The organism is Pseudomonas shirazica, assembly GCF_015168335.1.
GTDB classification, from domain to species: Bacteria; Pseudomonadota; Gammaproteobacteria; order Pseudomonadales; family Pseudomonadaceae; genus Aquipseudomonas; species Aquipseudomonas asiatica.
Window position 1 is genome coordinate 4,252,704 of sequence record NZ_CP063456.1, and the last position, 24,046, is coordinate 4,276,749.

Below are 24,046 nucleotides of genomic sequence, written 5' to 3' on the forward strand. Positions count from 1 at the left end.
GCTGGACACTGCCATGACCCCGAACAAACCCACCCTGCACCCGCGCAACCGCCACCAGGGCCGCTACGACTTCCCCAGCCTGATCAAGGCCCACCCTGACCTGGCGCGCTTCACCATCACCAACCCCCACGGCAAACCCAGCATCGACTTCGCCAACCCCGAGGCCGTACGGGTGTTCAACCGTGCTCTGCTGAAGGCCCAGTACGGCATCCAGCACTGGGATATCCCCGCCGACTACCTGTGCCCGCCGATTCCTGGCCGCGCCGACTACATCCACGTCGCCGCCGACCTGCTGGCCGATGACAATGCCGGCGAGATTCCCAAGGGCGCCCAGGTGCGTGCGCTGGACATCGGCGTGGGGGCCAACTGCATCTACCCGTTGCTGGGCCACAGCGACTACCGCTGGCGCTTCCTTGGCTCGGACATCGACCCCGTGGCCCTGGCTTCGGCCAAGGCCATCGTCCAGGCCAACGGCCTGGGCAAGGCCATCACCCTGCGCCAACAGGCCAACCGTGCGCACATCCTCAGCGGCCTGCTGCAGGAGGGCGAACGCTTCGACCTGACCCTGTGCAACCCACCCTTCCATGCCTCACGCGACGAAGCCACCCGTGGTAGCCAGCGCAAGTGGAAGAACCTCGGCAAGCAGGACCCCAAGCGCAAGCTGCCGGTGCTCAACTTCGGTGGCCAGAACAACGAACTGTGGTGCGAGGGCGGCGAGATCCGCTTTGTCAGCCAACTGGTCAGTGAAAGCGTGCAGTACGCCGAACGGGTACTGTGGTTCACCAGCCTGGTGTCCAAGGCCAGCAACTTGCCGGGGATCGAGGCTGCGCTCAGGAAAGCGGGCGCCAAGGCCGTGCGCATCAGTGAAATGGGCCAGGGGCAGAAGCAAAGCCGCATGGTCGCCTGGAGCTTCCACGACGACGAGGCGCGCCAGGCCTGGCACGCCGGGCGTAAAACCCAGGCATGAAAAAACCGCGTCCGGGCAAGCCGGGCGCGGTTTCGTCAAAGCTTCAACAATTACTTGTTGATGGCGTCGGTCAGCACTTTGGCCGGAACGAACTTGACGACTTTCTTGGCAGCGATTTCGATGGCAGCGCCAGTCGAAGGGTTGCGGCCGGTACGGGCAGGACGCTCAGCGACTTTCAGTTTGCCGATACCTGGCAGAGTGATTTCAGCGCCGTTTTCCAGCTGGTCGGCAACGATCTGGCCCAGTTGCTCCAGAGCGTTCTTGGCGGTGGCTTTGGGCGCGGCGATCGATTCGGCGATGTCGGCAATCAGTTGGTCTTTGGTCAATGCCATGGTGGTGTTCCTTCCCTATCAAATTCGATGGTTATGCAGCGGACTACGACGTTATCGGGCCAGCCCCTGAAAGTGGAGGGCCGCGCCAATCGCGTATGTAGATACGCAAATCGACGTTTGGTTCGACACGACGACAGCACGCTGCCAGCAATGCGCCACACAAGGGGCGCAAGACCGCGCAAAGCTACCACAGGAGCAGATAAATATCCGCTGCACGCTTCGATTTAATGCAGGTTTTTCGGGGGTTTTAGCCTAAAACGCACAAAATTGAACAAAAAACGAACAACCGGCATTTCTGCCAACATCCGGCCACTGCATCACCTGGTGTCTAGGGTAAACTGGACAACTTTTGCAGCTCGCCGAGAATTCCATGCCAATCCGTCATTGCATCGTTCACCTGATCGACAAAAAGCCCGATGGCAGCCCCGCCGTGCTGCATGCCCGCGATTCCGAACTGGCTGCCTCCGACGCCATCGAAAACCTTCTGGCCGACCTCAATGACAGCTACAACGCCAAGCAAGGCAAGGCCTGGGGCTTTTTCCACGGCGAGTCCGGCGCCTACCCGCTGAGCGGCTGGCTGAAGCAGTACCTGGACGAAGAAAAGGACTTTACCTCCTTCAGCCGTGTGGCCGTGGAGCACCTGCAAAAGCTGATGGAAGAGTCCAACCTGTCCACCGGCGGCCACATCCTGTTTGCCCACTACCAGCAAGGCATGACCGAATACCTGGCGATCGCCCTTCTGCACCACAGCGAAGGTGTGGCAGTGAACGCCGAGCTTGATGTGACGCCTTCGCGGCACCTCGACCTTGGCCAGCTGCACCTGGCGGCGCGCATCAACCTGTCGGAGTGGAAGAACAACCAGAACTCCAAACAGTACATTTCGTTCATCAAGGGCAAGAATGGCAAGAAGGTCTCGGACTACTTCCGTGACTTCATCGGCTGCCAGGAGGGCGTCGACGGCCCGGGCGAAACCCGCACCCTGCTCAAGGCCTTCAGCGACTTCGTCGAGAGCGAAGACCTGCCGGAAGAGTCCGCCCGCGAAAAAACCCAGACCCTGGTCGAGTACGCCACTACCCAGACCAAGCTCGGCGAACCGGTCACGCTGGAGGAGCTGTCCAGCCTGATCGACGAGGATCGGCCCAAGGCGTTCTACGACCACATCCGCAACAAGGACTACGGTCTGTCGCCGGAAATCCCTGCGGACAAGCGCACCCTCAACCAGTTCCGCCGCTTCACCGGCCGTGCCGAGGGGTTGTCGATCAGCTTCGAAGCGCACCTGCTGGGGGACAAGGTCGAGTATGACGAAGCGGCAGGGACCTTGATCATCAAGGGCCTTCCGACCACCTTGGTGGATCAGTTGAAGCGGCGCAAGGACTGATGACCCCGGGGCTGCTGCGCAGCCCATCGCCGGCAAGCCAGCTCCCACAGGTACTGCACAGGCCTGAGGTCTATGCAGTCGAAGTGGGAGCTGGCTTGCCGGCGATGGGGCGCGAAGCGGCCCTAATTAGCAGCCACTACTGCGCCATAGGAGGCCACCAACGCCTCCTTCGCCGACTTGCGCAGCCGCTTCACCAGCCGCTCCTGGCGTAACGCCTCGCCCTTGTCCGGCCATTGCTCCACATACACCAGCGCCTGGGCCGGGCTGGTCTTGAAGTAACGCGCGCCCTGCCCTTTCTGGTGCGCCAGAAAGCGCCGCTGCGGGTCATCGCTGATACCGCAATACAGCGATCCATTGGCAGCCCTTACCAAGTAGACATACCAGGGTTTGCTGGCGGCAATTTCAACGGGGTCACTCACCCTGGGCCTGCTGGAATGCTCGCAATCCTTTGAACGCCTGCTGGCGTACCTTGTTCTGCACCAGCGGCGACCAGCCCAGCAGCATGCCAGGCACACCCAGCGCCTGCCGCGACCAACGCCACAAGTCGAAGTGGTCATCGTGCTGGCAGATCAAACCGTCACGGATCACGAAACGCGCCTGGATATCATTGACCACGATGCGGCCGGTCTGGCTGAAAAGGTAGGTGGCCACCCAATGTGCGGCGCCCGTGCGTTCATCGGCGCGGACGTTGTCGAAGGTCAGGGTGAAGTCCTTGGCCCGGCTGGTGAGCATTCGCCACATGTCGCCTGCATCCTTGCCACGCAAGGTGCCGAAGACCGGGTCGCTGAAGACGATATCGTCGCTGTAGCAGGCGACCATGGCCTCGGCGTCCAGGCGCTGGAAGGCCTGGTAGAAGCGGGTGATCAGGTCGCGGTTGGCGTCGCTCATGTGGGCTGGTCCGTCCTGGGGATGAAAGCAGCACGATAATCTGCCCCGGTTGCTTATGCCAGTACCGGCCCTTTCGCGGATACATCACGGCTTCAAGCTATGTGCGATCCCTGTAGGAGCGGGTTTACCCGCGAAAGGGCCAGCACTGCCAATATCAGCTTCAGACTTTCTCGCTGCTCACCTGCACATGCAAAGCCCGCCCAGCCCCCAGGCCGAACACGATGGCCCCCGCCCCCAGCACGGCAAAAATCCACCCCACTGCCACCCAGCCCCCGGTCAGGTCATGTACCAGCCCCACCGCAAACGGCCCCATCGACGCCAGGGTATAACCCACCCCCTGCGCCATGCTCGACAGGTTCGCCGCGACATGGGCATCCTTCGAGCGCAGCACGATCAAGGTCAGCGCCAGGGCAAAGGTACCGCCCTGCCCCAGGCCCAGCACAACCGCCCAGCCCCACAGCCCGGAAAGCGGCGCATACAGGCAACCGAACAGGCCGGTCAGGGTAATCAGCATGACCAGCACGATGGCCAGGCGCTGGTCCTTGCCGCGAGTGGCCAGCCAGGGCGCACTGAGCGAACTGACCAGCTGCACGATTACCGACCCCGACAGCACCAGCCCCGCCTCGGTCGGGCTCAGGCCGCGACCGATCAGGATCGATGGCAACCAGCCAAAGACGATATAGGCCAGTGACGACTGCAGGCCCATGTACAGGGTCACCTGCCAGGCCAGCGGGTCCCGCCATAGCCCACGCACGCGATAAGCCACCTTGTGCAGGCCATGACCCTGGCGGGCCTGCGGCAGCCATACCAGCATGGCCAGCAGGGCCGGCAGCATCCAGAAGCCAAGCCCCAGCGCCCATCTGTCATTGAAGTGCTGGGCCAGAGGCACCGTGGCGCCTGCAGCCATGGCGGCGCCCAGGCACAGCGCCATGGTGTATACGCCGGTCAAGGTGCCAGCGTGTTGCGGGAAATCGCGCTTGACGATGCCCGGCAACAGCACGCCAATGATGCCGATACTGGCCCCGGCCATCAGGCTGCCGAGGAACACCCCGGTGGCCCCCAGGCTACTGCGCACGACGATGCCAAGCGCCAGGGTGGCGAGGATGCCGAGGATCACCCGCTCGCTGCCAAAACGCCTCGCCAGCACCGGCGCCAAGGGAGCGAACAGGCCCAGGCACAGCACTGGCAAGGTGGTCAGCAAACCGGCCTGCGAGGCATTCAGCCCCAAGCCTTCGGACACCTGGCCCAGCACCGGCGCCATGCTCGACAATGCCGGGCGCAGGTTCAATGCCACCAGCACCAGACCGAGCAACAACAGCCAAGGCCGCTGTATCTGTACCGGCTGCTGTTGGACCTGCTCGTCGTCAGCCTCGGCGTCGATCAGCAACTCATCGAGGTCCCGCTCGCTCGGTGGGGTGTTACGGGTGATGGAATCAGCCATGGCCTTCTCGGAGTCAGGATTCGATAAGGGTACGGCTCAGGCGCTTGGCCTGCTCCGCATCGCGTTGCTCGATTGCGGCAAGGATCTGCCCATGCAGGTCGAACGTGGCCTGGCAGCGCGGCACGGTTGCCATGTTGTGCTGCAGCGCGGCAGCCACCACCCCGGAAAAGTATCGGTACAGCTCACTCAAGGCCGGGTTATGGGCGGCATCGACCAGCCGCTGGTGAAACACCAGGTCGCAGGCCACATAGGCATCGATATCACCGTGAAAATGCCCGGCACTGTTGGCCAGGGCATCACGAAGCGCCTGAAGATCGGCGTCGGTTCGGCGCAGCGCGGCCAGGCCGATGGCCTCGGCTTCAAGGATGTGCCGGGTCTCACGGGCCTGCTCGGGCGTGCAGCGTGACATCGCCTGCACCGCCTGTAGCGGGTCCTGGGCCGTGCGCAGGTAGCTGCCATCCCCCTGGCGAATCTCCACCAGGCCACTGAACGCCAGCACACGCATGGCCTCGCGTACGGTGTTGCGGCTTATGCCCAACTGCAGGGCCAGTTCCGGCTCGGTCGGCAAACGCTGGCCAACCTGCCAGTCGCCCAGCACGATGCGTTCGCGCATGCGCTCGACGGCCAGTTCGACCAGGGAGCGCTTGGTCAATTCGGTACTCATGCAACTCAACCAATCATCCGATGAATTGGCGCAGCATACCGGTGGACAAAGTGTTTGTCATTGAAGAGAGCAGCGATTAAAAACCTGGCGCGATTTTTTGTAGGAGCGGCCTTGTGTCGCGAAAGGGCCGCAAAGCGGCCCCTGGATTTCAGCGCAGATGCAAAAACTGCTGGGGCCGCTTTGCGGCCCTTTCGCGACACAAGGCCGCTCCTACAAGGACCGCGCAGGGCAGTGGATGGCGTCAAGTCAACGCATCGAGCAGCGCCTGGTTCATCTCTGGCGTACCGATGGTGATGCGCAGGAACTGGGCAATACGCGGCTGCTTGAAGTGGCGCACAATCACCCCCTGCTCGCGCAGGCGTGCAGCCAACTCACCGGCATCGTGCTGCGGGTGGCGGGCGAAGATGAAGTTGGCCGCCGACGGCAGCACTTCGAAGCCCTTGGCCCGCAGTTGCCCGACCAATACCTCGCGGCTGTCGATCACCTTGCGGCAGGTTTCTTCGAAGTACTCGCGGTCCTCGAACGCCACCGCTGCGCCGACGATCGCGGCACGGTCCAGCGGGTAGGAGTTGAAGCTGTTCTTGATCCGCTCCAGCGCTTCGATCAGGTCCGGGTGGCCAACCGCCAGGCCAACCCGCAGCCCCGCCAGCGAGCGCGACTTCGACAGGGTCTGGGTGACCAGCAGGTTGTCGTAGCGGTCCACCAGGCTGATCGCCGTTTCGCCACCGAAGTCGATGTAGGCTTCATCCACCACCACCACCGAATCACGGTTGGCTTGCAGCAACTGCTCCACCGCCTGCAGCGGCATCAGGCAGCCGGTCGGCGCATTGGGGTTGGGGAAGATGATGCCGGCGTTGGGCTTGTTGTAGTCCTCGATGCGAATCTGGAACTGCTCGTCCAAAGCCACCTGCTCGAAGGCGATACCGTAAAGACCGCAGTAGACCGGGTAGAAGCTGTAGCTGATGTCCGGGAACAGCAGCGGTGCGTCGTGCTGGAACAGCCCGTGGAAGATGTGCGCCAGTACCTCGTCCGAGCCGTTGCCGACGAACACTTGTGCCGGGGTCACGCCGTAGTACTCGGCCACCGCCTGCTTCAGCCGGTCACCATTCGGGTCCGGGTACAGGCGCAGGTTGTCGTTCAGCTCGCCGCGCATGGCCTCCAGCGCCTTGGGCGACGGGCCGTAGGGGTTTTCGTTGGTGTTCAGCTTGACCAGGCGGGCCAGCTTGGGCTGTTCGCCCGGCACGTAAGGCACCAGGTCCTTGACGAAGGGGCTCCAGAATCGACTCATGCTCAGTTCCCCTTCTCTTGGGTCAGAATGCGGTATTCAGCGCTACGGGCGTGGGCGGTAAGCGACTCGCCACGGGCCAGGACCGAGGCGGTGTGGCCCAGCTCGGACGCGCCCTGCTCGGAGCAGAAAATGATCGACGAACGCTTCTGGAAGTCATACACCCCCAGCGGCGACGAGAAACGCGCGGTACCGGAGGTCGGCAGCACGTGGTTGGGCCCTGCGCAGTAGTCGCCCAGCGCTTCGCTGGTGTGGCGGCCCATGAAGATCGCGCCAGCGTGGCGGATGTGCGGCAGCCAGGCCTGCGGGTCGGCGACCGACAGCTCCAGGTGCTCCGGGGCAATGCGGTTGGCCACTTCCATGGCCTGTTGCATGTCACGCACCTGGATCAGCGCGCCACGGCCATTGATCGACTTCTCGATGATCTCGGCACGTTCCATGGTCGGCAGCAACTTGTCGATGCTGGCGGCAACGCGGTCGAGGAAGGCGGCGTCCGGGCTGACCAGGATGGCCTGGGCATCTTCATCGTGCTCGGCCTGGGAGAACAGGTCCATGGCGATCCAGTCCGGGTCGGTCTGGCCGTCGCATACCACGAGGATTTCCGACGGGCCGGCGATCATGTCGATACCCACCTGGCCAAACACGTGGCGCTTGGCGGTGGCGACGTAGATGTTGCCCGGGCCGACGATCTTGTCCACCTGCGGCACGCTTTCGGTACCGTAGGCCAGCGCGGCGACAGCCTGGGCGCCGCCGACGGTGAACACACGGTCGACACCGGCGATGCAGGCAGCCGCCAGCACCAGTTCGTTGACCTCGCCACGCGGGGTCGGCACCACCATCACCACTTCGGCTACGCCGGCGACCTTGGCCGGGATGGCGTTCATCAGCACCGACGACGGGTACGACGCCTTGCCACCCGGCACATACAGGCCGGCGCGGTCCAGCGGGGTGACCTTCTGGCCGAGCACGGTGCCGTCGGCCTCAGTGTACTGCCAGGAGTCCTGCTTCTGCCGCTCGTGGTACATGCGCACACGGTTGGCGGCCTTCTCCAGGGCTTCGCGCTGGGCCGGGGTAATGCGGGTCAGCGCCAGCTCCAGGCGCTCGCGACCGAGGATCAGGTCATCGATGGACTTGGCATCGACACCATCGAAACGCTGGGTGAATTCCACCAGTGCCGCATCGCCGCGCTCGCGCACGGCCTTGATGATGTCGAGCACGCGCTGGTTGACCGCGTCATCGGACACACTTTCCCAGCTCAGCAGATGATCCAGATGTCGGGCGAAATCCGGATCAGCAGCGTTGAGACGGGCAATTGCAGTGGACACGGTCATGGCGAGGGCCTCGATTATTGGCGAATGCTCAGGCGCCCTAGGCTACCAGTCCATCCGCGCGGGCACCCGAGAAAAATGGCTATGACGCGGATAGACGGGCGCGGCAGCGAAGGCCGCGCGCAGTCGGTAGAGAGTCAGCCGCGGTGTCGCGATTCGACCGCTCCGCGCAGCGTGTCGATCAGGCTCTGGATACGGGCGTGCTGCATTTTCATGGAGGCCTTGTTGACCACCAGGCGCGAGCTGATCGTGGCGATCAGTTCCTGGGGCTCCAGGCCGTTGGCACGCAGGGTGTTGCCGGTGTCGACCACGTCGATGATCTTGTCGGCGAGGTTGATCAACGGAGCCAGTTCCATCGAGCCGTACAGCTTGATGATGTCGACCTGGCGGCCCTGTTCGGCGTAGTAGCGCTTGGCTACGTTGACGAACTTGGTAGCCACGCGCAGACGGCCCTTGGGCTCGGGTGCGCCGACCACGCCAGCGGTCATCAGCTTGCAACGGGCAATCTGCAGGTCCAGGGGCTCGTAAAGGCCCTGGCCGCCGTACTCCATCAGCACATCCTTGCCGGCCACACCCAGGTCGGCGGCACCATGCTCGACATAGGTCGGCACGTCGGTCGCACGCACGATCAGCAGGCGCACATCGTCCTGCGTGGTGGGGATGATCAGTTTGCGGCTCTTGTCCGGGTTCTCGGTCGGCACGATACCGGCCTCGGCCAGCAACGGCAGGGTATCGTCGAGAATACGGCCTTTGGAAAGCGCGATGGTCAACATTGGAACGTCGGTCCTTAAGCGGCTACTGCCGGCCGGGCGTCGAGCCCGACCGCATTCAATTCGTTAGGCACATCCTGCGAAAGCGGGCAAATCCCACCCCCACAGGATGCACCAGGCAGACGACTAGCCCGGTACGCGACGGATCTTCGCGCCCAGCATCTGCAGTTTTTCTTCGATGCACTCGTAACCACGGTCGATGTGGTAGATGCGATCGATCAGGGTATCGCCTTCGGCTACCAGCGCCGACAGCACCAGGCTGGCGGAAGCACGCAGGTCGGTGGCCATTACCGGGGCACCCTTCAGCGCCTTGACGCCAGTGACGATGGCAGTGTTGCCTTCGACCTGGATCTGCGCGCCCATGCGGTGCATTTCGTAGACGTGCATGAAGCGGTTTTCGAAGATCGTCTCGATCACTGCACCGGTGCCTTCGGCAATGGCGTTGAGCGAGATGAACTGCGCCTGCATGTCGGTCGGGAACGCCGGGTACGGGGCGGTACGCAGGTTGACGGCTTTCGGCCGTTTGCCGTGCATGTCCAGCTCGATCCAGTCTTCGCCAGTGTTGATGTCGGCGCCGGCTTCCTTGAGTTTTTCCAGTACGGCTTCAAGGATGGTCGGGTCGGTGTCCTTGACCTTGACGCGGCCGCCGGTCACGGCAGCGGCAACCAGGTAGGTACCGGTCTCGATACGGTCCGGCATCACGCGGTAGTTGGCCGAGTGCAGGCGCTCGACGCCATCGATGACGATGGTGTCGGTACCAGCGCCCTGGACCTTGCCGCCCATGGCGTTGATGAAGTTGGCCAGGTCGACCACTTCCGGCTCGCGGGCGGCGTTCTGCAGTACGCTGCGGCCCTTGGCCAGGGCAGCGGCCATCATGATGTTCTCGGTACCGGTCACGCTGACGGTGTCGAAGAAGAAGTGCGCACCGCGCAGGCCACCCTCAGGTGCCTTGGCCTTGATGTAGCCGCCTTCGACTTCGATCTTCGCGCCCATGGCCTCGAGGCCACGGATGTGCAGGTCGACCGGGCGCGAACCAATGGCGCAACCGCCAGGCAGGGCCACTTCGGCCTCGCCGAAACGGGCAACCATCGGGCCCAGCACCAGAATCGAGGCGCGCATGGTCTTGACCAGCTCGTAAGGTGCAACCAGTGTCTTGATGGTGCGAGGGTCAATCTCGACCGCCAGCTTTTCGTCGATCACCGGCTCGATGCCCATGCGGCCGAAGAGCTCGATCATGGTGGTGATGTCGTGCAGGTGCGGCAGGTTGCCCACGGTGACCGGGCCGTCGGCCAGCAGGGTCGCCGCCAGAATTGGCAAGGCTGCGTTCTTCGCGCCCGAAATGCGGATCTCGCCATCAAGGCAAGCGCCGCCAGTAATAATCAGTTTGTCCATTGGAATCTCGCCGCCACGTTGGCTCAGGTGCGCTCAGCCCAGGCTGCGCTGCTGAAAAATTTCATGGTTACCGCATGGATGCTGCCATTGGCGATCCACGGATTCAGGTGAGCATAGATCGCCTGCTGGCGTTTGACCGGGCTCAGGCCAGCCAACTCGTCGCTGATCACGTTCAACTGGAAGTTGCAGCCTTCGCCTTCAACTTCGACCCGGGAACCCGGCAATTTCTCTTCAAGGAAGCTTTTAACTTCTACGGCCTGCATGCTCAACCTCAATCGGCGCCCGATGCGCACGGGTCGGCCATCATACAAAAAAGCCCCTCGCCTGCGAAGCCCAACGAGGGCTTCGCTGACCGAGGGGCCATCATCCGTGCCGGGCCATCAGGTTGCCAGCACTTCATCGAGGTCATAGACCTCGGCAATTTCCCGCATGTCGTCTGGCATGCTGCGCACCTGGCAACCCTTGCCTGCGGCCTGGGCATCGCGCATGAAGGCCAGCAGCAACGACAGGCCGACACTGGTGGAACGCTGCACTGCCGAACAATCGAGCACCAGCTGCGCCTCGCGGCAGGCCGCGATCAGCGCCTTGCCCTGCTTGCGCAGGACCGGCCCGCTGCGGTAGTCCAGCACGCCGGCCAGGCGCAGCACGCCCGGCTCGGCCATGCTTACACCGGCCTCACTCATTTGACGGTCTTCTCCGGGGAGTTGTCGGCGGCCTGCTTGGCCTTGGCCACTTCACCGGCCCAGCCGTCGATGGTCTTGTCCAGGTCGTTGCCATTGCGCTGCATGGCGTCGGCGAACTGGTCGCGGAACAGCTTGCCGATGTTGATGCCGTTGACGATCACGTTGCGCACCTTCCACTCGCCACCGATGTTTTCCAGGGTGTACTGCACTGGATACACGGCACCGTTGTTGCCGGTGACCTTCATGCCAACGCTGGCGCGCTTGCCGTCATCAGCCTTGGCCGGGTCGACGGTGATGCCCTGGTTGTTGTACTCGAGCAGGGCATTGCCATAGAACTGCATCAGGCTGCGCTTGAAGTTTTCCTGGAAGCGCTGCATCTGCTCGGGGGTGGCCTTGCGCGAGTACTTGACGGTCATGATGCTCTTGGAAATACCGTCAGCGTCCACCACCGGGCCGAGGATGCGGTTCAGCGCATCGTAGAAGGCATTGGGGTTGGACTTGTACTGTTCCTTGTTGGCCTTGAGGTCGCCCAGCAGTTCAGTGGTGGTGCCCTGAACCACATCGTGTGGCGTCTGCGCAGCCACGGTCAGCAGGGGGAAGGCTGCCAGCAGGACCAGCAGGCCACGTCGCAGGATGGAAATCATGGAAACTCCTTAATTAGCCGGTTGCGCTTCTTTCGGTTCCTTGCCAACGGAGTTGAGCAGGAACTTGCCAATCAGATCTTCCAGCACCAGTGCCGACTGGGTGTCGTGGATGGTCCCGCCGTCCTTGAGCACCTGGTCCTCACCGCCCACGCTGATGCCGATGTACTTCTCGCCAAGCAACCCGGCGGTCAGGATCGAGGCAGTGGAGTCGGTCGGCAGGTTGTCCACCGACTTGTCCAGCTGCAGCGTCACCCGACCGGTGTAGGAGTCGCGGTCCAGATCGATGGCGGTAACCTTGCCGATGGTCACACCGGCCATGGTCACTTTAGCTCTGACCGTCAAACCGGCGATATTGTCGAAGTAGGCATAAACTTTATAGGTATCGCTGCTCGGGCTGGCCGACAGCCCGCTGACACGCAGGGCCAGCAGCAGCAGCGCCAGGATCCCGGCCAGGAGGAACAGGCCGACACCGATTTCCAGGGTGCGGTTTTGCATCAGAAATCTCCAAACATCAAGGCGGTCAGAATAAAGTCCAGACCCAGCACTGCCAACGAGGCATAGACCACGGTCTTGGTGGTGGCACGGCTGATCCCTTCTGAGGTGGGCTCACAGTCGTACCCCTGGAATACGGCGATCCAGGTCGTGACGAAGGCAAATACCAGGCTCTTGATCAGCCCGTTGAGCACGTCGTCGGTGAACGAAACACTGTTCTGCATGTTGGCCCAGAACGAGCCCTCGTAGACGCCCAGCCAGTCCACCGCCACCCACGATCCACCCCAGATGCCGACCACGCTGAAAATCAGCGCCAGCAACGGCAGCGAGATGAAACCGGCCCACAGGCGCGGCGCGACGATGTACTTGAGCGGGTCGACGCCGATCATTTCAAGGCTCGACAACTGCTCGGTGGACTTCATGTTGCCGATTTCTGCGGTCAGCGCCGAACCGGCACGGCCGGCGAACAGCAACGCCGTTACCACCGGGCCGAGCTCACGCAGCAGGGTCAGGGCGACCATCTGCCCCACCGCCTGCTCCGAGCCGTACTTGGTCAGGATGCTGAAGCCCTGCAGCGCCAGCACCATGCCGATGAACACCCCGGACACAACGATGATCGCCAGCGACAGCACGCCCACCGAGTACAGCTGCTTGGTCAGCAGCTGGAAGCCGCCGCCGATGCCGCCACGGCCGATCAGCGCATGGAACAGGAACAGGCAGGAGCGCCCCAGCACCGCCAATACGTCGATGGCCGAGCGCCCCAGCAGGCGGACACGTTCGAGTAAGGATTTTCTGCGCATCAACGCGCTCCCAGCAGGTCGGCGCGGTAGTCAGGCGCAGGAAAATGGAAAGGCACCGGGCCGTCCGGGTCGCCCTTCATGAACTGGCGAATCCGCGGGTTGTCCGAGCCCATCAGCTCGTCAGGCGTCCCCTGGCCCAGCACCTGGCCATCACCTACGACATAGATGTAGTCGGCGATGCTGGCGGTTTCCGCCAGGTCGTGGGAAACGACGATGCTGGTGATACCCAAGGCATCGTTGAGCAGGCGGATCAGACGCACCAATACACCCATGGCGATCGGGTCCTGGCCGACGAACGGTTCGTCGTACATGAGAATCTGCGGGTCCAGTGCAATCGCACGGGCCAACGCCACACGGCGCTTCATGCCACCGGACAGCTCGTCGGGCATCAGGTCGATGGCACCGCGCAGCCCCACGGCCTGCAGCTTCATCAGCACGATATCGCGGATCATCTCGTCCGAAAGCTGGGTGTGCACGCGCAGCGGAAACGCGACGTTCTCGAACACATCGAGATCGGTGAACAGCGCGCCGCTCTGGAACAGCACCCCCATTTGCTTGCGGGCGTCGAACAGGTCGCTGCGCGACAACGTCGGCAGGTTCTGCCCGGCAACCCAGACCTCACCGCTGGAGGGGCGCAACTGCGCGCCCATCAGGCGGAGCAACGTGGTCTTGCCGCAACCCGATGGCCCCATGATACCGGTGACCTTGCCGCGCGGGATGCGAATGTCGACGTTGCTGAAAATGCTGCGCGAACCACGTTTGAAGGTAACCCCCTTCAACTCGACCGCGTAGGCGCTATCCACACTCATCTAGACTCCTTGCTGGTGCAGCCTCGTCCTAATGGACGTCGGCCTCCATCTGGAAGGCACAAGCGCCCCTGGCAGGCCGAATAGCGGCGAACTATAGCACCGCTGACAGCGCCGCCCCAAGGTCGGCTAGCGAGTCGTTCAGCCCTGCGACAGGCTGGCGAGACATTCACCACGGCAATCGAAAGCGTGAGGGTTTCTTTCATTGCAGCTATAATCGCCGCCTTTTCATCAGGCATTGCTTTTTCGACATGAGCCAATCCAGCGAGCTGATCCAATCCGCCCAACGCACCCTGCGCCTGGAACTCGAGGCCGTAGAGGCCCTGCTGGCGCGCATCGACGACAATTTCGTCAAGGCCTGCGAACTGATCCTGGCCAGCAAGGGCCGGGTCGTCGTGGTCGGCATGGGCAAGTCCGGGCACATCGGCAACAAGATCGCCGCCACCCTGGCCAGCACCGGCACACCGGCATTTTTCGTGCACCCGGCCGAAGCCAGCCATGGCGACATGGGCATGATCACCCGCGATGATGTCATCCTTGCCCTGTCGAATTCCGGCAGCACCGCCGAAATCGTCACCCTGCTGCCGCTGATCAAGCGCCTGGGCATCAAGCTGATCAGTCTGACCGGCAACCCGGACTCGCCCCTGGCCCAGGCTGCCGAGGTCAACCTCGACGCCCGCGTCGAACAAGAGGCCTGCCCGCTGAACCTGGCCCCCACCTCCTCCACCACCGCATCGCTGGTGCTGGGCGACGCGCTGGCCATTGCCCTGCTCGAAGCCCGCGGCTTCACCGCCGAGGACTTTGCCTTCTCGCACCCGGGTGGTGCACTGGGCCGCCGCCTGCTGCTCAAGGTGGAGAACGTGATGCACGCCGGCGACGAACTGCCCCAGGTGCCCCGCGGCACCCTGCTCAAGGACGCACTCCTTGAAATGTCCCGCAAAGGCCTGGGCATGACCGTGATCGTCGAAGCCGACGGCAAGCTGGCCGGGATCTTCACCGACGGCGACCTGCGCCGCAGCCTGGACCGCAACATCGACGTCCACACCACCCTGATCGATCAGGTCATGACCGTGCACGGCAAGACGGCCCGCGCCGAAATGCTCGCGGCCGAGGCCCTGAAGATCATGGAAGACCACAAGATCGGCGCTCTGGTGGTGGTGGACCGCGAGGACCGCCCCACCGGCGCCCTGAACATGCACGACCTGCTGCGCGCCGGCGTGATGTAAAGGAGCGATGGAATGAACCAGGACCTCATGCAACGCGGCAAGGAAATCAAGCTGGCAGTGTTCGACGTGGACGGCGTGCTCACCGACGGGCGTCTGTACTTCCTCGAGGACGGCAGCGAGTTCAAGACCTTCAACACCCTCGACGGCCAGGGCATCAAGATGCTCATGGCCTCGGGCGTGACCACCGCGATCATCAGCGGGCGCAAGACCCCGGTGGTCGAGCGCCGGGCGAAGAACCTCGGCATCCCGCACCTGTACCAGGGCCGCGAGGACAAACTGGTGGTGCTGGACGGCCTGCTCGCCGAACTGGGCCTGAGCTATGCTCAAGTGGCCTACCTTGGCGACGACCTGCCCGACCTGCCGGTGATCCGCCGGGTCGCACTGGGCATGGCGGTGGCCAACGCCGCGCCGTTCGTTCGCCAGCACGCCCATGGCGTGACCCAGGCACGTGGCGGCGAAGGTGCGGCCCGTGAATTCTGCGAACTGATCATGCAGGCCCAGGGCACCCTGGACGCTGCCAACGCCAACTACCTGTAAGGCTGCCCATGTTCAGCAAGAAAGCCCGCAACATTGCGCTGCTCGCGGTGATCGCCGCCCTGCTGGTGGCGATCGGCTACTGGAATGTCAGCCCGGAAAGCTTCCTCGACAAGCCTGTGGCCCAGGTCGACGAAAGCGCCATCGACTACTACGCAGTCAACGCCCACAGCGTGCAGTTCCTGCCCGACGGCAAGCTGCAGTACGAAATGACCGCTGACAAGGTCGAACACCTGAAAGCCAGCGAAATCACCCTGCTGACCACGCCGGACCTGCACCTGTACCGCGGTACCGAATACCCGTGGCACGTACAGAGCACCCGCGCCGAGGTCAACCCGGACGGCAGCGAAGTCGAACTGATCGACAACGTACGGGTCGCCCGCACCGACGAAAAGCAGCGTGAAATGATCATTACCAGCTCACGCATGACCGTGTTCCCGCAGAAGCAATATGCGCAGACCGAGCAAGCCGTTAGAATCGACGGCGCCGGTGGCACAACTACGGGCAAAGGAATGAAAGCGTATTTGAAAGAAGGCAAGATGGACTTGCTCTCTAACGTAAGAGGACAGTATGAGGCTCGTTAAAACCCTCCCCCTTTTGCTCAGCCTGAGCGCAGCACTGGGAAGCGCGAGCGCCCTCGCCCTGCCGAATGACCGTGACCAGCCTATCCGCATCCAGGCCGATAACGCCCACCTGGACGACAAGCAGGGCGTGGCCACCTACACCGGCGACGTGATCATCACCCAGGGTTCGATGATGATCAAAGGCAACACCGTGACCATCACCCGTTCCGCCTCCGGCGACATCGACGTGGTGACCTCGGTGGGCAACCTGGCCTACTTCGAGCAGCAGCAGAGCGCAGCCAAGCCGGACAAGATGAAAGGCTGGGCGGTGACCATCCAGTACCAGTCGCAGAAGGACATGGTGATACTCACCGACCGCGCCAAGGTCGAGAACGAAGGCAACACCACCGAAGGCGAGAAGATCGTCTACAACACCCAGACCCAGGTGGCGACCGCCGGTCGTGGTGGCAACGTGACCTCGCCGCGTCAGCGTATCGACATGGTGATCCAGCCCAAGAAGAAGGCCGAGTAAATGGCAACCCTCAAAGCCCAGCACCTGGCCAAGAGCTACAAGGGGCGGCAAGTCGTACGTGACGTCAGCCTGTCTATCGACAGCGGCCAGATCGTCGGCCTGCTCGGCCCCAACGGCGCCGGCAAGACCACCTGCTTCTACATGATCGTCGGCCTGGTCCAGGCAGATCAGGGGCGCGTGCTGATCGACAACCTCGATGTCAGCCACCAGCCCATGCACGGTCGCGCCCGCGCGGGCATCGGCTATCTGCCGCAGGAAGCCTCGATCTTCCGCAAGCTGTCGGTGGCCGACAACATCATGGCCATCCTCGAGACCCGCAAGGAACTCGACCGCGACGGCCGGCGCAAAGAGCTGGAAAGCCTGCTGCAGGAATTCCACATCAGCCACATTCGCGACAACCTCGGCATGAGCCTGTCCGGTGGTGAGCGCCGCCGCGTGGAAATTGCCCGCGCACTGGCGACCGCACCCAAGTTCATCCTGCTGGACGAACCGTTTGCCGGTGTCGACCCGATTTCGGTCGGCGACATCAAGCAGATCATCCATCACCTCAAGGCCAAGGGCATCGGTGTACTGATCACCGACCACAACGTGCGTGAGACCCTGGATATCTGCGAAACCGCCTATATCGTCAATGATGGCCGACTGATCGCCGAAGGCGACGCCGAAACCATCCTGGCCAACGACCTGGTCAAAGAAGTTTACCTGGGCCACGAGTTCCGGCTCTGAGCCCGGCACGCGCCTGGAGTACTGGCAAATCGCCCTGGAACCTGGGGTAAAGTGTTACGGTACTCTAGGCAAACGCTACAATTTAAGGCATAAAACTTGCTTGATCTGGCGCCCCGGCGCCCTCGTGTAGTGGATGGCGCATGCGCGCCGGCGAACAAGGTATTAAGCCCCAGCCATGAAACCATCGCTCGTCCTAAAAATGGGCCAGCAACTGACGATGACACCGCAGTTGCAACAGGCCATCCGCCTGCTCCAGCTCTCCACCCTGGACCTCCAACAGGAAATCCAGGAAGCGCTGGAGTCGAACCCGATGCTCGAACGTCAGGAAGACGGCGACGACTTCGACAACAGCGACCCGATGGCGGACAACGCCGAGAACAAGCCGGCCGCCGAAGTCCAGGACAACAGCTTCCAGGAAAGCACCACCAGTGCCGACACCCTGGAAGACGGTGAATGGAGCGAGCGCATCCCCAACGAACTGCCGGTCGACACCGCCTGGGAAGACATCTACCAGACCAGTGCCAGCAGCTTGCCGAGCAACGACGACGACGAGTGGGACTTCACCACCCGCACATCGGCCGGCGAAAGCCTGCAAAGCCACCTGCTGTGGCAACTGAACCTGGCTCCGATGTCCGACACCGACCGCCTGATCGCCGTCACCCTGATCGACAGCATCAACGGCCAGGGCTACCTGGAAGACACCCTCGAGGAGATCTGCGCCGGTTTCGATCCGGAGCTGGATATCGAGCTGGACGAGGTCGAAGCGGTTCTGCACCGCATCCAGCAGTTCGAGCCAGCAGGCGTTGCCGCCCGCACCCTTGGCGAATGCCTGTTGCTGCAATTGCGTCAGCTGCCCGCCAGCACCCCGTGGATGACGGAAGCCAAGCGCCTGGTCACCGACTTCATCGACCTGCTCGGCAGCCGTGATTACAGCCAGCTGATGCGTCGCATGAAAATCAAGGAAGACGAGCTGCGCCAGGTCATCGAGCTGGTACAAAGCCTCAACCCGCGCCCCGGCTCGCAGATCGAGTCCAGCGAGCCCGAGTATGTGGTGCCCGACGTCATCGTGCGCAAGGACAGCGACCGCTGGCTGGTGGAGCTGAACCAGGAGGCCATTCCGCGCCTGCGCGTCAACCCGCAGTACGCCGGTTTTGTGCGCCGGGCCGACACCAGCGCCGACAACACCTTCATGCGCAACCAGCTGCAGGAAGCGCGCTGGTTCATCAAGAGCCTGCAAAGCCGCAACGAAACCCTGATGAAGGTGGCCACGCAGATCGTCGAGCACCAGCGCGGCTTCCTCGACCACGGCGACGAAGCGATGAAGCCGTTGGTACTGCATGACATTGCCGAAGCGGTGGGCATGCACGAGTCGACCATTTCGCGGGTAACCACGCAGAAATACATGCACACCCCGCGTGGCATCTACGAACTGAAATACTTTTTCTCCAGCCACGTCAGCACCTCCGAAGGCGGAGAATGCTCGTCTACGGCGATCCGCGCGATCATCAAGAAACTGGTTGCGGCGGAAAATCAGAAAAAGCCATTGAGTGACAGCAAGATCGCTGGTTTACTGGAGGCACAAGGCATCCAGGTAGCCCGTCGCACCGTCGCCAAATACCGCGAGTCCCTCGGCATCGCACCGTCGAGCGAGCGCAAGCGACTGATGTAGCCCCTGAGATGTGCCACAGCGTTTGTGGGGCAGGTGCAAGACCTGCCTCTTTATGCACGGGCAACAAAGGAGAAGCTGTATGCAAGTCAATATCAGTGGACAGCATGTAGAAGTCACCCAGCCACTGCGCGATTATGTGCTTGAAAAGCTCGCTCGCGTGGAAAGTCACTTCGACAAGATCACCAACGTGCAGGTCATCATGAAAGTCGAGAAGCTGCAGCAAAAGGTCGAGGCGACCTTGCAGATTCCCGGCGGCGAAGTGGTTGCCAACGCCGAACACGAAGACATGTATGCAGCGATCGACGCCTTGGCCGACAAGCTCGACCGCCAACTGAAAAAACACAAGGAAAAACAGCAAAGCCTGCTGCAAGGTGCAGCTGCCCGCTGATCCCCCTCATCCATGATCCGACTTGAAACCATCCTGACCCCCGGCCGTTCCCTCGTGAACGTGCCGGGCGGCAGCAAGAAGCGCGCCCTGGAAAAGGTCGCCACCGTCATCGCCGAACAAGTGCCCGAACTGGAGATGCAAGACGTCTTCGAAAAACTGGTCGCCCGGGAAAAACTCGGTTCGACCGGTTTCGGCAACGGCATCGCCATCCCGCACTGCCGGCTTGAAGGATGTTCCGCTCCGGTCAGCGCCCTGCTGCACCTGGAAGCGCCTATCGACTACGACGCCATCGATGGCGCGCCGGTGGACCTGCTGTTCGTCCTGCTGGTGCCAGAAGCCGCCACCGATGCCCATCTGGAATTGCTGCGCCAGATTGCCAGCATGCTCGATCGCAAGGAGGTCCGTGATCGCCTGCGTGCGGCCACCAGCAGCGAGGCCCTGTTCCAGGTTGTCCTGGACGTACAGAACGAGCACTGAACATGCGCCTGATCATCGTCAGCGGCCGGTCCGGCTCCGGCAAGAGCACCGCCCTCGATGTCCTGGAAGACAACGGTTTCTACTGCATTGACAACCTGCCCGCCGGGCTGCTGCCGCAACTGGCGGAAAATGCGCTGATCAACACCGAGTTGCAGCAACCCAAGGTCGCCGTGTCGATCGACGCGCGCAACTTGCCCAGCCACCTGACGCGTTTCCCCGAGTTGCTCGAAGAAGCCCGCGCCCGGCATATCCAGTGCGACGTGCTGTACCTGGATGCCGACGAAGACGTACTGCTCAAGCGTTTCTCGGAAACCCGCCGACGCCACCCGCTGACCAACGCCAACCGCTCGCTCGCGGAAGCGATCCGGGTGGAAAGCGAATTGCTGGGGCCGATTGCAGACCTGGCCGACCTGAAGATCGACACCACCAGCCTGAACCTGTACCAGCTGCGTGATTCGATCAAGCTGCGCCTGCTCAACCAGCCCGAGCCTGGCACCGCGTTCCTGGTCGAGTCGTTCGGTTTCAAGCGAGGAATGCCGGTCGATGCCGACCTGGTGTTCGATGTGCGCTGCCTGCCCAACCCTTACTGGAAGCCCGAGCTGCGTGAGCACTCCGGCCTCGACCAACCGGTGATCGACTACCTGGCCGCACAGCCGGATGTCGAAGAGATGTTCAACGACATTTCCAGCTACCTGCTCAAGTGGCTGCCCCGCTTCGCTGCCAGCAACCGTGCCTACGTCACCATTGCCATTGGCTGCACCGGCGGCCACCACCGCTCGGTGTACATCACCGAACGCCTTGGCCAGTTGTTGCAGCAATCCCTGAAAAACGTCCAGGTCCGCCACCGCGACCTCTAGCCCAAGGATCCGCCCCACGATGCCCGCCCGTGAAATCACCATCATCAACAAGCTGGGTCTGCATGCCCGGGCGGCAGCCAAGTTCGTCGGCGTTGCCGGCCGCTTCCCCTGCCAGGTCAGGGTTGGCCGTGCGCCGGACAAGCTGGTGGATGGCAAGAGCATCATGGCGGTGATGATGCTGGCGGCCGGCAAAGGCACCCAGGTGCACCTGCATACCGAAGGCGAGCAGGACGACGATGCCATGGCAGCGCTGGTCGAACTGATCAACAATTATTTCGACGAAGGCGAATAAAGTTCGCAGGCCCGCACGGTCCGTGTGGGAACAGCTTTTTTGCACAAAAAAGCCTTTAGGAGATTGCCCAGTCCTTTTGGCTGCGCTGTCGCGTAGAGAACTGAATCCGCAAGCGGTACGCGTACCCTGTGGGAGCGGCTTTAGCCGCGAAGAATCCAACGCGGTGCATGGCACCGGCTGCGCCGATGTTCGCGGCTAAAGCCGCTCCCACAGCGAAGCCGGTGAACACCCCATCATCCGGCGCAAACCGATGAACATCCCCAAGCGGGCCAGGCCAGGTCCAACCAGGCGAAGCCGCGCGCCAATAGCAACGCAGTGCCTGCCAGCAACAGCAAAGTCCCGAGCGCCAGGCGAAACAGGCGAAACAGGCGCACGCGGCTGACAGACATCATCTGGGAGCGCATACCGGGGAGACTCACTTCAGGGTTTCGAGGTAGCGGCGCTCCACTTCCGCCCAGTCAATGACGTTGTAGAAGGCACCGATGTATTCCGGACGACGGTTCTGGTACTTCAGGTAGTAGGCATGCTCCCACACGTCCAGGCCGAGGATCGGCGTGTTGCCGTGCATCAGCGGGCTGTCCTGGTTGCCGCTGCTTTCCACTACCAGGGTTTTCTGCGGGGTCACGCTGAGCCAGGCCCAGCCACTGCCGAAGCGGGTCAGCGCAGCCTTGGTGAAGGCCTCCTTGAAGGCATCGAAGCCGCCCAGTTGGGCGTCGATGGCCTGCGCCAGAGCGCCCTGCGGCTCTCCCCCGCCGTGCGGCGACATCACGGTCCAGAACAGGCTGTGGTTGGCGTGCCCGCCGCCATGGTTGGTCACCGCACCACGCAGGTCTTCCGGCAGTTGCCCGACCGCGCCGAGCAGTTTTTCCACCGGCCACTCAGCCCACTCGGTGCCTTCGATGGCGGCGTTGAGGCCAGTGACGTAGGTCTGGTGGTGCTTGGTGTGGTGGATTTCCATGGTCTGCGCGTCGATGTGCGGTTCCAGCGCAGCGTAAGCGTAAGGCAGTGCAGGCAAGGTATGGGGCATATCAGTGAATTCCGTAGGCATGGGTTGGGCGATGACCAACGCGGCCACCGCTGACGCTTGGGCCGTGACTCAGTGTCAGATACCACCGGCGGTGAGTTTTTCCGGGTCCAGTAGCGCTTCCAGCTGGTCACGCGACAGGTCGGTGTGTTCCAGCGCCACGTCGATGATCGGACGGCCTTGCTTGTAAGCGGTCTTGGCGATTTCGGCGGCCTTGAGGTAGCCGATGATCGGGTTCAGCGCCGTGACCAGAATCGGGTTGCGTGCCAGGGCTTCCTTGAGCTTGCTTTCGTTGACCTTGAAACTGGCGATGGCCTTGTCGGCCAGCAGGCGGCTAACGTTGGCCATCAGTTCGATGCTCTCCAGCAGGTTGCGGGCGATCACCGGCAGCATCACGTTCAGCTCGAAGTTGCCGGACTGGCCAGCGATGGCGATGGTGGCGTCATTGCCGATCACTTGGGCGGCGACCATGGCGGTGGCCTCTGGAATCACCGGGTTGACCTTGCCAGGCATGATAGAAGAGCCCGGCTGCAGGCCTTGCAGCTCGATTTCGCCCAGCCCGGCCAGCGGGCCAGAGTTCATCCAGCGCAGGTCGTTGGCAATCTTCATCAACGCCACGGCGGCAGTCTTGAGCTGGCCGGACAGGGCCACTGCGGTGTCCTGCGAGCCGATCAGGGCGAACAGGTTCTGCCCGGGGGTGAACTCGACCTGGGTCAGGCCGCTGAGGTGGCGGGCGAAACCAGCAGCGAATTGCGGGTGGGCGTTGATGCCGGTACCCACGGCCGTGCCACCCTGGGCCAGCGCCTGCAGGCTAGGCAGGGTCGCTTCGATGTGTGCCTTGGCGCCATTGATCTGTGCCGCCCAGCCATCCAGCACCTGGCTCATGCGCACCGGCATGGCGTCCATCAGGTGGGTGCGGCCGGTCTTCACGTACTGATGCACCTGTGCCGACTTGGCCTCGATCACCTGTACCAGGTGCGCCATGGCGGGCAGTAGCTGCTCGTGCAAGGCCAGGGCGGCGCTGACGTGAATCGTGGTCGGGATGATGTCGTTGCTGCTCTGGCCGCAGTTGACGTGGTCGTTGGCGTTGACGGCCTCACCCAGCACGCGACTGGCCAGTGTGGCGATCACCTCGTTGGCGTTCATGTTCGAGCTGGTTCCAGAGCCTGTCTGGAACACATCCACCGGGAAATGCTGGATGAAGTCACGCGCCAGGAGTTGCTCGACTGCCGTTACGATGGCCTGGCCTTGCGCGGTCGACAACTGTTCCAGTTCGACGTTGGCCTTGGCCGCGGCAGCCTTGGCCAGCAGTAGTGCACGAATGAACTGGGCCGGCATGCGCTGGCCGCTGATCGGGAAATTGTCGACCGCGCGTTGGGTCTGGGCACCGTACAGGGCCTGGGCCGGCACCTGCAGTTCGCCCATGCTGTCACGCTCGATACGGGTATCACTCATCATCAAATCCTTGCATCAGTTCATCGGGAGAAATCGACGGCAGCAGGCGGCAATTGGCCAACTGCAGGGCGTAGGGCTGCCAGCGCTGGCTCTGTGCCTCGCGGTCGAGGTTGCGCAGGTCCAGCAATGGGCGCCAGGCCTGGTCCAGGCACAGGCAGCGCCAATGCCAGGGCAGCATGCGGTCGCAGGCGGTATCCAGCAGCAGGCGGAAGGAGGTCAGCGCCACCGTCCATGGCGAAGTCTCGGTGCAGCACACCAGGTAACGGCCTTCAGCCAGGTAATGCTCGATCAGGCGCGGTTCGTCGGGCTCGAGCGCACAGCGGATGCGTCGGCTGAGCCAGCGCCAGTTTTCCAGGTAGGGCAGTTCGCGGAGGACGGGTTTCATGAACATCATCGCCGGGTTACTGGATAATGATATTAATTATTAAATGAT

Annotated in this window: 30 protein-coding genes; 12 read left to right on the forward strand and 18 right to left on the reverse strand. The window is 62.7% G+C overall.

Annotation, left to right across the window (positions count from 1 at the left end):
• Positions 1-13 precede the first annotated feature (13 nt).
• The gene (rlmF, locus tag IMX18_RS19585) at positions 14-967 is read left to right on the forward strand and encodes a 23S rRNA (adenine(1618)-N(6))-methyltransferase RlmF (protein ID WP_015269069.1); all 954 of its coding nucleotides are present in this window, start codon (positions 14-16) and stop codon (positions 965-967) included.
• Between the two features lie 50 nt (positions 968-1,017).
• On the opposite strand, the gene IMX18_RS19590 is transcribed toward rlmF, so the two are convergent.
• Positions 1,018-1,299 (reverse strand): HU family DNA-binding protein, encoded by a 282-nt coding sequence (locus IMX18_RS19590; RefSeq protein ID WP_003257928.1) that lies wholly within the window; start codon positions 1,297-1,299, stop codon positions 1,018-1,020.
• A 370-nt stretch (positions 1,300-1,669) separates the two neighbouring features.
• On the opposite strand from IMX18_RS19590, the gene yejK reads away from it, so the two are divergent.
• Positions 1,670-2,677 carry a nucleoid-associated protein YejK gene (yejK, locus tag IMX18_RS19595; protein WP_013971093.1) on the forward strand — a complete coding sequence of 336 codons (1,008 nt, stop codon included), beginning with the start codon at positions 1,670-1,672 and terminating at the stop codon, positions 2,675-2,677.
• Between the two features lie 122 nt (positions 2,678-2,799).
• Here the strand turns inward: yejK and IMX18_RS19600 are convergent, their stop codons facing one another.
• From IMX18_RS19600 to IMX18_RS19665, 14 genes are all read right to left on the reverse strand, one after another.
• Positions 2,800-3,096, reverse strand: coding sequence for a GIY-YIG nuclease family protein (locus IMX18_RS19600; RefSeq protein WP_054573144.1), 297 nt, complete (start codon positions 3,094-3,096; stop codon positions 2,800-2,802).
• Positions 3,089-3,565, reverse strand: a complete 477-nt coding sequence (locus IMX18_RS19605) for a nuclear transport factor 2 family protein (RefSeq protein ID WP_015269068.1) — start codon at positions 3,563-3,565, stop codon at positions 3,089-3,091. The genes IMX18_RS19600 and IMX18_RS19605 overlap by 8 nt, the downstream gene beginning before the upstream one ends.
• Before the next feature lie 160 nt (positions 3,566-3,725).
• Positions 3,726-5,006: a CynX/NimT family MFS transporter gene (locus IMX18_RS19610; protein WP_102084429.1), complete on the reverse strand. Its 1,281-nt coding sequence runs from the start codon at positions 5,004-5,006 to the stop codon at positions 3,726-3,728.
• Between the two features lie 13 nt (positions 5,007-5,019).
• Positions 5,020-5,670, reverse strand: coding sequence for a FadR/GntR family transcriptional regulator (locus IMX18_RS19615; RefSeq protein WP_025337831.1), 651 nt, complete (start codon positions 5,668-5,670; stop codon positions 5,020-5,022).
• A gap of 241 nt (positions 5,671-5,911) precedes the next feature.
• Positions 5,912-6,958 carry a histidinol-phosphate transaminase gene (gene hisC / locus IMX18_RS19620; RefSeq protein WP_015269066.1) on the reverse strand — a complete coding sequence of 349 codons (1,047 nt, stop codon included), beginning with the start codon at positions 6,956-6,958 and terminating at the stop codon, positions 5,912-5,914.
• Positions 6,959-6,960: 2 nt separating this feature from the next.
• The gene (gene hisD, locus IMX18_RS19625; protein ID WP_013971086.1) at positions 6,961-8,286 is read right to left on the reverse strand and encodes a histidinol dehydrogenase; all 1,326 of its coding nucleotides are present in this window, start codon (positions 8,284-8,286) and stop codon (positions 6,961-6,963) included.
• 134 nt (positions 8,287-8,420) lie between these two features.
• Positions 8,421-9,056 carry an ATP phosphoribosyltransferase gene (hisG, locus tag IMX18_RS19630; protein ID WP_003257924.1) on the reverse strand — a complete coding sequence of 212 codons (636 nt, stop codon included), beginning with the start codon at positions 9,054-9,056 and terminating at the stop codon, positions 8,421-8,423.
• Positions 9,057-9,179: 123 nt separating this feature from the next.
• Positions 9,180-10,445 (reverse strand): UDP-N-acetylglucosamine 1-carboxyvinyltransferase, encoded by a 1,266-nt coding sequence (gene murA, locus IMX18_RS19635; RefSeq protein ID WP_013971085.1) that lies wholly within the window; start codon positions 10,443-10,445, stop codon positions 9,180-9,182.
• 23 nt (positions 10,446-10,468) lie between these two features.
• Positions 10,469-10,708 carry a BolA family protein gene (locus IMX18_RS19640; RefSeq protein WP_003255121.1) on the reverse strand — a complete coding sequence of 80 codons (240 nt, stop codon included), beginning with the start codon at positions 10,706-10,708 and terminating at the stop codon, positions 10,469-10,471.
• Positions 10,709-10,825: 117 nt separating this feature from the next.
• On the reverse strand, positions 10,826-11,128 hold the full coding sequence (locus tag IMX18_RS19645; protein WP_015269065.1) for an STAS domain-containing protein: 303 nt from the start codon (positions 11,126-11,128) through the stop codon (positions 10,826-10,828).
• Entirely contained in the window at positions 11,125-11,772 is a 648-nt protein-coding gene (locus IMX18_RS19650) for an MlaC/ttg2D family ABC transporter substrate-binding protein (protein WP_003257922.1), read from the reverse strand. Before IMX18_RS19650 ends, IMX18_RS19645 begins: the two co-directional genes overlap by 4 nt.
• Positions 11,773-11,781: 9 nt before the next feature.
• Positions 11,782-12,267 (reverse strand): outer membrane lipid asymmetry maintenance protein MlaD, encoded by a 486-nt coding sequence (gene mlaD / locus IMX18_RS19655; protein WP_003257921.1) that lies wholly within the window; start codon positions 12,265-12,267, stop codon positions 11,782-11,784.
• A complete protein-coding gene (mlaE, locus tag IMX18_RS19660) occupies positions 12,267-13,064 on the reverse strand; it encodes a lipid asymmetry maintenance ABC transporter permease subunit MlaE (RefSeq protein WP_013971083.1) in 798 nt (265 codons plus the stop codon). Before mlaE ends, mlaD begins: the two co-directional genes overlap by 1 nt.
• Entirely contained in the window at positions 13,064-13,873 is an 810-nt protein-coding gene (locus tag IMX18_RS19665; RefSeq protein WP_012270662.1) for an ATP-binding cassette domain-containing protein, read from the reverse strand. Before IMX18_RS19665 ends, mlaE begins: the two co-directional genes overlap by 1 nt.
• Positions 13,874-14,121: 248 nt before the next feature.
• On the opposite strand from IMX18_RS19665, the gene IMX18_RS19670 reads away from it, so the two are divergent.
• From IMX18_RS19670 to IMX18_RS19715, 10 genes are all read left to right on the forward strand, one after another.
• Complete coding sequence (locus tag IMX18_RS19670; protein WP_003257920.1) at positions 14,122-15,096, forward strand: KpsF/GutQ family sugar-phosphate isomerase; 975 nt, start codon at positions 14,122-14,124, stop codon at positions 15,094-15,096.
• A 12-nt stretch (positions 15,097-15,108) separates the two neighbouring features.
• Complete coding sequence (locus IMX18_RS19675) at positions 15,109-15,633, forward strand: KdsC family phosphatase (RefSeq protein ID WP_015269064.1); 525 nt, start codon at positions 15,109-15,111, stop codon at positions 15,631-15,633.
• Between the two features lie 8 nt (positions 15,634-15,641).
• The gene (lptC, locus tag IMX18_RS19680; RefSeq protein WP_003257918.1) at positions 15,642-16,214 is read left to right on the forward strand and encodes an LPS export ABC transporter periplasmic protein LptC; all 573 of its coding nucleotides are present in this window, start codon (positions 15,642-15,644) and stop codon (positions 16,212-16,214) included.
• On the forward strand, positions 16,201-16,725 hold the full coding sequence (lptA, locus tag IMX18_RS19685) for a lipopolysaccharide transport periplasmic protein LptA (protein ID WP_015269063.1): 525 nt from the start codon (positions 16,201-16,203) through the stop codon (positions 16,723-16,725). Before lptC ends, lptA begins: the two co-directional genes overlap by 14 nt.
• On the forward strand, positions 16,726-17,451 hold the full coding sequence (lptB, locus tag IMX18_RS19690) for an LPS export ABC transporter ATP-binding protein (protein WP_015269062.1): 726 nt from the start codon (positions 16,726-16,728) through the stop codon (positions 17,449-17,451).
• 175 nt (positions 17,452-17,626) lie between these two features.
• Positions 17,627-19,120 carry an RNA polymerase factor sigma-54 gene (locus IMX18_RS19695; RefSeq protein ID WP_054573146.1) on the forward strand — a complete coding sequence of 498 codons (1,494 nt, stop codon included), beginning with the start codon at positions 17,627-17,629 and terminating at the stop codon, positions 19,118-19,120.
• A gap of 79 nt (positions 19,121-19,199) precedes the next feature.
• Positions 19,200-19,508 carry a ribosome hibernation-promoting factor, HPF/YfiA family gene (gene hpf / locus IMX18_RS19700; protein ID WP_003255135.1) on the forward strand — a complete coding sequence of 103 codons (309 nt, stop codon included), beginning with the start codon at positions 19,200-19,202 and terminating at the stop codon, positions 19,506-19,508.
• A gap of 12 nt (positions 19,509-19,520) precedes the next feature.
• A complete protein-coding gene (ptsN, locus tag IMX18_RS19705; protein ID WP_015269060.1) occupies positions 19,521-19,985 on the forward strand; it encodes a PTS IIA-like nitrogen regulatory protein PtsN in 465 nt (154 codons plus the stop codon).
• A gap of 2 nt (positions 19,986-19,987) precedes the next feature.
• Entirely contained in the window at positions 19,988-20,842 is an 855-nt protein-coding gene (rapZ, locus tag IMX18_RS19710; protein ID WP_013971076.1) for an RNase adapter RapZ, read from the forward strand.
• A 19-nt stretch (positions 20,843-20,861) separates the two neighbouring features.
• A complete protein-coding gene (locus tag IMX18_RS19715) occupies positions 20,862-21,134 on the forward strand; it encodes an HPr family phosphocarrier protein (RefSeq protein ID WP_013971075.1) in 273 nt (90 codons plus the stop codon).
• Positions 21,135-21,549: 415 nt separating this feature from the next.
• On the opposite strand, the gene IMX18_RS19725 is transcribed toward IMX18_RS19715, so the two are convergent.
• From IMX18_RS19725 to IMX18_RS19735, 3 genes are all read right to left on the reverse strand, one after another.
• Positions 21,550-22,161 (reverse strand): superoxide dismutase, encoded by a 612-nt coding sequence (locus IMX18_RS19725; protein WP_054573147.1) that lies wholly within the window; start codon positions 22,159-22,161, stop codon positions 21,550-21,552.
• Positions 22,162-22,236: 75 nt separating this feature from the next.
• On the reverse strand, positions 22,237-23,613 hold the full coding sequence (locus tag IMX18_RS19730; protein WP_217190034.1) for a class II fumarate hydratase: 1,377 nt from the start codon (positions 23,611-23,613) through the stop codon (positions 22,237-22,239).
• Entirely contained in the window at positions 23,606-24,007 is a 402-nt protein-coding gene (locus IMX18_RS19735) for a FagA protein (RefSeq protein ID WP_080604845.1), read from the reverse strand. The genes IMX18_RS19730 and IMX18_RS19735 overlap by 8 nt, the downstream gene beginning before the upstream one ends.
• Positions 24,008-24,046 lie beyond the last annotated feature (39 nt).